5 protein-coding genes are annotated in these 7,674 nt (G+C 37.8%); all 5 read left to right on the forward strand.

Features of this window, described 5'->3' with window-relative positions; all coding sequences use genetic code 11:
* Positions 1 to 18: 18 nt before the first annotated feature.
* A complete protein-coding gene (gene yicI / locus DES48_RS06050) occupies positions 19 to 2,337 on the forward strand; it encodes an alpha-xylosidase (protein WP_113867695.1) in 2,319 nt (772 codons plus the stop codon).
* Positions 2,338 to 2,398: 61 nt separating this feature from the next.
* Positions 2,399 to 3,013 carry a hypothetical protein gene (locus DES48_RS06055; protein ID WP_113867697.1) on the forward strand — a complete coding sequence of 205 codons (615 nt, stop codon included), beginning with the start codon at positions 2,399 to 2,401 and terminating at the stop codon, positions 3,011 to 3,013.
* A 267-nt stretch (positions 3,014 to 3,280) separates the two neighbouring features.
* Complete coding sequence (gene secA / locus DES48_RS06060; protein WP_113867699.1) at positions 3,281 to 5,788, forward strand: preprotein translocase subunit SecA; 2,508 nt, start codon at positions 3,281 to 3,283, stop codon at positions 5,786 to 5,788.
* 78 nt (positions 5,789 to 5,866) lie between these two features.
* Positions 5,867 to 6,968, forward strand: a protein-coding gene (gene prfB, locus DES48_RS06065) for a peptide chain release factor 2 (RefSeq protein ID WP_113867701.1) whose coding sequence is annotated in 2 segments (ribosomal slippage) — positions 5,867 to 5,938 and positions 5,940 to 6,968 — 1,101 coding nt in all. Because the reading frame shifts where the segments join, the coding sequence is not laid out codon by codon here.
* A 337-nt stretch (positions 6,969 to 7,305) separates the two neighbouring features.
* Positions 7,306 to 7,674, forward strand: a 369-nt coding sequence (locus DES48_RS06070; RefSeq protein ID WP_147232385.1) for a T7SS effector LXG polymorphic toxin, incomplete at its 3' end; no start/stop codon positions are given.

The raw sequence follows: 7,674 nt of genomic DNA on the forward strand, positions 1-7,674 counted from the left end.
AAAGAGGGAGAGAAAACGATGAAATTCACAGACGGAAACTGGCTAGTTAGGGAAGGGTATGACATTCATTTTCCTAAAATAGTACATGAAGTAGTAGCAGAAGATGAAAATATAACGTTGTATGCGCCTTGTAAATACATTACTCATCGTGGCGATACGTTAGATGGTCCACTTTTGACCATTAAAGTAACAGCACCGATGGAAGGCATAATACGTGTGCAAACATGGCATTTTAAAGGGGGAAAAGAGAAGTTTCCGCATTTCACTATCAACAATCAAGCCCAACCCATAACTTGTTCCACCAAGGATAGCACGCTTTCATTTACTAGTGGGGACTTAAACGTAACTGTTAATAAAAACGATTTTGGTGTTATGTTCACAGATGGTGATGGAAAACTGCTAACTGAATTAGATAATAAAGGTCTAGCTTGGATAGAGGGTCCAGGAGAACAAACATTTATGCGAGGGCAACTTAAATTAAGTGTGGGAGAACAATTGTATGGGCTAGGCGAGCGATTCACACCATTTGTGAAGAATGGTCAATCGGTTGATAGTTGGAATGAAGATGGCGGTACAAGCTCAGAACAATCCTATAAAAATATTCCTTTTTATTTAAGTAACAAGGGGTATGGGGTATTTGTAAATCATCCAGAAAAAGTAAGTTTTGAACTAGGATCGGAGCTGGTTTCTCGCATGCAATATAGTGTGGAGGGAGAATATTTAGATTACTATTTTATTCATGGACCTGCCCCTAAAGAAGTGATTCGTCGTTACACAGCATTGACAGGAAGACCCGCCTTGCCACCTGCTTGGTCGTTTGGTTTGTGGTTATCTACTTCATTTACCACAGATTATAATGAAGAAACAGTTAATCATTTTGTTGATGGTATGGCGGAGCATGGAATTCCATTAAGTGTTTTCCATTTTGATTGTTTTTGGATGAAGGAGTTTGAATGGAGTAACTTTATTTGGGATCGTCGGAATTTCCCTGATCCGGAAGGGATGCTAGCACGGTTAAAGGAAAAAGGACTTCATATTTGTGTATGGATTAATCCGTACATTGCTCAAAAATCAATTCTGTTTGATGAAGCAGCTGCCAAAGATTATTTAGTAAAAAAACCAAATGGTAATGTGTGGCAATGGGATCGTTGGCAAGCAGGCATGGGAATTGTAGACTTTACCAATCCAGATGCAGTTACGTGGTTTCAAGCGAAGCTAAAAGTATTATTGGACATGGGTGTTGATTCTTTTAAAACAGACTTTGGTGAACGTATTCCAACTGACGTCGTTTATTATGATGGTTCAAATCCGCAAAAAATGCATAACTATTATGCTTATTTATACAATAAAGTTGTGTTTGATTTAATTAATCAAGTAAAAGGTGAAAAGGAAGCCGTTGTATTTTCGCGGTCAGCAACCGTAGGTAGTCAACAGTTCCCAGTACATTGGGGAGGCGATTGTGATTCCACTTATGAGGCAATGGCTGAAAGCTTACGTGGTGGGTTGTCCTTAACTACGTCTGGATTTGGTTATTGGAGTCATGATATTGGTGGATTTGAGAATACAGCCACACCGGATGTATTTAAACGATGGACTGCTTTTGGTCTACTGTCTAGTCATAGTCGTTTTCATGGTAGTACTTCCTATCGTGTGCCATGGATGTTTGATGAAGAAGCTGTACAAGTTGCCCAACAGTTTACCAAATTAAAAAATCGCTTAATGCCGTACCTATATGCACATGCAGTGGAAAATAATGAAACTGGTATCCCTTTGATGCGAGCGATGCATCTGGAGTTTCCGAACGATCCACTATGTGACGCATTAGATCACCAATATATGCTAGGTGCGTCTATCTTGGTTGCCCCGATTTTTAACCAAGAAGGTCTAGGATCATTTTATTTACCAAATGGAACATGGACCCATCTGTTAACAGGTGACGTAATACAGGGCGGTACTTGGATCAAACAAAAGTATGATTATTTTAGTTTGCCATTATTTGTTCGAGAAAATACGATTCTACCAATAGGGGTAAACGACCAACAACCAGTTTATCAATATGTTGACCATCTTACTTACCGAGTTTATTCCATAGCAGACGGAAATACGATTGAACAGCGAATAGTAGATGCTGAAGGTGTATACAAAGGTTCAATGGTTATTTCCCGACAAAATCAGCAATTGGACATAAAAACTGACGTGACCAATGGTCCATACCAAATCGAGTTGATGGGTTATCAAACGATTAACGCTGTTACAGCTGGTCGTGTCACACAAAGTGGTCATGGTATAATCATCTCCCTAGATAAAGGTATTCGTCAACTCACAATTGATCTATAAAATATATTGTGATTATCGTTTGGAAAAACATCTCTCTAATGTTCGTTAAGGAGATAAAAAGATGAAAAAATTAATGCATTTGCTCAATACGATGACATGGAAAGAAAGAGTAGATTATGTATGGGAGTATTATAAACTTCCGATTATAGGTTTGCTCAGTTTTGTAGCTTTCGGTTGGTTTATGTTTGATGGTTTACTAGCGAAAGATGCTAAGACATTTGAAATTATGATGGTTAGTGAAGCTGATTTAGCAACAGTTGAACAAGTCACCAAAGATTTAGAAAATACTAATACGCTAGACCTCACAGTATATGTAGAGAACATTCAGCACAGTGGAGGAAAAGTTATAGAGAATGGTTATCAGCAGCTGAAAAAATTAGCGTCAAGTATATCGGTCGGTCAAGTAGACATACTAATTACCGAAGCGCCGTTAATAAAACAGTTAATAGATGAAGAATTATTATTACCTTGGGACGAGATTGTAGCAAGTGATCAATTACAACTGTATCAAATTGATGCATACAAAGAACAATCAGAAAAATTGTATGGTATCGATGTAAAACAACTATCTTTCTTATCTGATTATCCCGAATTACAGGATACCTATGCTGTTGTTCCAGCTACCTCAAGGAATCAAGAAGCTATTACGTCCTTTTTGACAGAATTGAAGAAGTAAAGGTCTAAAGATTCAAAAACGAAGACTTTACCCATAAAAAATGGATAGAGTCTTCGTTTTTCTTGTGTTCAATTGAAAGCTTCTCTTCTTGTCTTTACCAAATGCTAGTGTTATGATTAAATTTATAGTACGTTTATACATTAATTAGTAGTAAGATGTTAAATTTTAAGCTAATACAAAGCATTAAATTTAGTTAACTTTCATTCATGAGATTGGAATAACCCCCCTTTGATGAAAGTTGCAGTTTATCAATAAGGAGCGTATAGGATGCGTGGATTATTAAAGAAAGTTTTTGATGGGAATCAACGCCAAATTAACAATCTTCAAAAAAACGTTGATAAAATAGAAGCATTAGAAAGTGATATAGAAACGTTATCTGACGAGGCATTAAAAGCCAAAACCGAAGAATTCAAACAACGTTTTCAAGATGGCGAAAGCTTAGATGACCTGTTAGTCGAAGCTTATGCTGTCGTGCGTGAAGCAGCTAAACGTGTACTAAATTTGCGTGCATATCCTGTGCAATTATTAGGTGCGGTTGCCTTACATGATGGTAATATTGCCGAAATGAAGACAGGGGAAGGTAAAACTTTAGCTTCCACGATGCCTGCATATTTAAATGCACTATCAGGAAAAGGTGTCCACATTATTACGGTCAATGAATACTTGGCAAGTCGTGATGCAGAAGAAATGGGACAATTATATGAATTTTTAGGTTTAACAGTGGGCTTAAATAAAAATGATCTAACCAAAGAAGATAAGCGGGCTGCTTATTATGCAGACATTACGTATGGTACGAATAATGAATTTGGATTTGATTACTTGCGTGATAATATGGTGTTGTATAAAGAACAAATGGTACAACGACCACTTCCATTTGCGATTATTGACGAGGTAGACTCGATTTTAATTGATGAAGCACGTACACCTTTAATTATCTCTGGTTCAGCAAGAAAATCTGCTACACTTTACCAGCAAGCAAATTCATTTGTTCGAACTCTGAAAAATGAAGCTGATTATACGTATGATGAAAAAACAAAAGGGGTTCAATTGACTGAAGAAGGGATCAATAAAGCTGAACGCTTTTTCAATATTGAGAACCTATTTGATTTAAATCATGTGACATTAACGCACCATATCAATCAAGCATTAAAGGCACATGTATCCATGCACCGTGATACCGATTATGTCGTTGAAGAAGGACAAGTCGTTATTGTTGACCAATTTACTGGACGTTTGATGAAGGGTAGAAGATATAGTGATGGGCTCCATCAAGCGATTGAAGCAAAAGAAGGCTTGCAAATCCAGAATGAGAGCATGACGCTAGCTTCAATCACGTTCCAAAACTTTTTCCGTATGTATGATAAGTTAGCCGGTATGACTGGTACAGCTAAAACAGAGGAAGAAGAATTTCGTAATATTTATAACATGGATGTTATCGCTATTCCAACCAATCGTCCGATTGTTCGTGAGGATAAAGCAGATTTAATTTTTAAATCGATGAATGGTAAATTTCAAGCAGTAGTTGAAGATATTAAGCAGCGACATGAAGCAGGTCAACCAGTACTTGTTGGTACGGTGGCCGTTGAAACGTCAGAGTTAATCTCAAAAATGTTGAAAAAAGCTGGCGTGAAGCATAATGTCTTAAACGCGAAAAACCACTATCGTGAAGCCGAAATTATTGAAAACGCTGGTCTGCCAGGCGCCGTTACGATTGCAACGAACATGGCTGGGCGTGGTACAGATATTAAGCTTGGCGAAGGTGTCAAAGCGTTAGGCGGTCTAGCTGTTATTGGTACAGAGCGTCACGAATCACGTCGTATTGATAACCAACTTCGTGGACGTTCTGGTCGTCAAGGGGACCCCGGTGTCACCCAATTTTATCTATCGATGGAAGACGAATTAATGCGTCGCTTTGGTTCAGACAATATGCGTGCGATGATGGACCGTTTTAAAATGGATGATTCGCAGCCAATTGAAAGTAAAATCGTATCTCGTGCAGTAGAATCTGCCCAAAAACGTGTGGAAGGGAATAACTTTGATGCACGTAAAACTGTACTTTCTTATGATGATGTGTTACGTCAACAACGTGAAATTATCTATAAACAACGGTTTGATGTTATTGAATCAGATAATCTTCGTGAAATCATCGAGCAAATGATTCAAACGGTGGTAGAACAAACGGTTCAAGCACATACACAAGATGATGATCTTGAAAAATGGGATACAGGAGCAATTATTGAGTATGTCCATGCTAATTTAGTAGAAGAAAACTATTTAGTAGAATCTGATTTAAAAGAAAAAGAGCCTGAGGAAATGATTGAGTTCATTATGGCAAAAGTACGTGAAAAATATGATCAAAAAGAACAAGAATTAACGCTAGAACAAATGCGTGAATTCGAAAAGGTTATCTTACTTCGTACAGTGGATACGAAATGGATGGATCATATTGATCAGATGGATCAGCTTCGTCAAGGAATTCATTTACGTGCGTATGGCCAAAATGATCCATTACGTGAATATCAGATGGAAGGGTTCTCCATGTTTGAAGCTATGGTCGATTCAATTAACGAAGAAGTAGCCAGATATATCATGAAAGCACAAGTGCGTGAGAACCTACAGCGTCAAGAAGTAGCTAAAAACGCAACTGCAGTATCAGGTGATGATGGTAAAAAACAAAAGAAAAAACAACCAATTGTACGTGCGGACAACGTTGGACGAAATGATCCTTGCCCTTGTGGCAGTGGAAAGAAATATAAACATTGTCACGGAAGATAAAATGATAAAGACACTTCCAATTTCGGAAGTGTCTTGTCTATTCTAAGCAGTAGAAAATGAGCTAGAGGTGAATGTGAAATGGAATTAGTAGAGATTAAACAAGAATTAGAAAAAATGGCTAATCGATTAGCGGACTTTAGGGGGTCTCTTTGACTTAGAAGAGAAGCGTAGAAGAATCGCCGAATTAGAAGAAGAAATGGCCATCCCTACTTTTTGGGATGATCAAGACACAGCACAAAAGGTGATTAGTGAAGTCAATGGTTTGAAAGATCTAGTTCATACCTTTGATAAACACGAAGATACATTAGAAAACCTTGAAGTTTCTTATGAATTGGTCAAAGAAGAAAATGATTCAGAACTCCGCGCAGAACTGGAGCCTGAAGTGCAATCTTTAACGGAAGCACTCAATCAATTCGAGTTATTTATTTTACTTAATGAACCATATGATAAAAATAATGTGATACTAGAGTTGCATCCTGGTGCTGGTGGAACAGAGTCACAAGATTGGGCGAGCATGTTGTTACGAATGTATACGCGTTGGGCCGAAGCAAAGAATTTTAAAGTAGAAACACTAGATTACTTACCTGGAGATGAAGCAGGGGTGAAGAGTGTCACTTTAATGATTAAAGGGCATAACGCTTACGGTTACTTAAAAGCCGAAAAAGGCGTGCACCGCTTAGTCCGAATCTCACCGTTTGATTCATCTGGTCGTCGACACACATCATTTGTTTCTTGTGAAGTTATGCCAGAATTAGATGATGACATTGATGTAGATATAAACACGGAGGATTTAAAGATTGATACGTATCGTTCAAGTGGGGCGGGAGGCCAGCACGTGAATACGACGGATTCTGCTGTTCGTATCACTCACTTGCCAACCAATACAGTAGTAACGTGTCAATCTGAACGTTCCCAAATAAAAAATCGTGAACAAGCAATGAAAATGTTGAAATCTAAATTGTACCAATTAGAAATACAAAAGCAACAAGAGCAATTGGACGAGATCCGAGGAGAACAAAAAGAAATTGGATGGGGTAGCCAAATTCGTTCTTACGTGTTCCACCCGTATTCCATGGTAAAAGATCATCGAACGAATAAGGAAACAGGAAATACCCAAGCTGTCATGGACGGTGAAATTGATTCATTTATTGATGCTTATTTGCGATCTAGAATGAATTGATCTAGTTGGAATTAGGAATTAAAAATGCTGATGATAATGAGATTATCATCAGCATTTTTAATTCCTAATAAGAGCTATTAAGGAAAATAAGCATTACATATAAAATTAAATACAATTTCTAGAATATAAATTCAAGATAAGGCTGCGTGTTTGTATGTTAGGAAATAAGGAGGAAACTGTTGGTATGATTAGTTAAATATATTCAGGACTATTATAGTTAATGGGAATTATTGTCTATTTAAGTAATTGAAGTTGGTGTTAAACTGGGGTAAACTATTTAGTAATTACTACCATTTATAGACAGGTGTTTGACATATCAGATTTTTGGAGGTGACACATGCCGAATTACAAAGTAGATATGGCGGAGATACTTGCTTTCGAGCAAGAGACAAAACAGCTGGTGGCGGTGCTGGATGAACAGATTGGTGATGTAAAAGCATCGATTGATCAAATCAAACAGATGGATTCCTTCCAAGGCCAAGCAGCAGACGATGCCAAAGCGTATTTCGAGGTAATGCACCGAAACTTATTGCCAGCATTCCAAGGAGTGTTCAGTCAATTAGAAGCTAACATAACCAAACATGTCCGTGATTTTCAAGAAGAAATTGATACAGATCCTCACGCGGTAATTGAGACTGGTTACATAGAAGACGAAAAAGAAATGATAGAAGACCGACATGACGCGTTGAAGCAACTAGCGGACAAA

Origin of the sequence: Paraliobacillus ryukyuensis, from assembly GCF_003315295.1 — a bacterium.
Taxonomy (GTDB): Bacteria; Bacillota; Bacilli; order Bacillales; family Amphibacillaceae; genus Paraliobacillus; species Paraliobacillus ryukyuensis.

Excerpts from the sequence above, each read along its gene's own strand:
- DES48_RS06055 (WP_113867697.1), top strand. The coding sequence starts at position 2,399 with ATGAAAAAATTAATGCATTTGCTCAATACGATGACATGGAAAGAAAGA.
- secA (WP_113867699.1), top strand. The coding sequence starts at position 3,281 with ATGCGTGGATTATTAAAGAAAGTTTTTGATGGGAATCAACGCCAAATT.
- yicI (WP_113867695.1), top strand. The coding sequence starts at position 19 with ATGAAATTCACAGACGGAAACTGGCTAGTTAGGGAAGGGTATGACATT.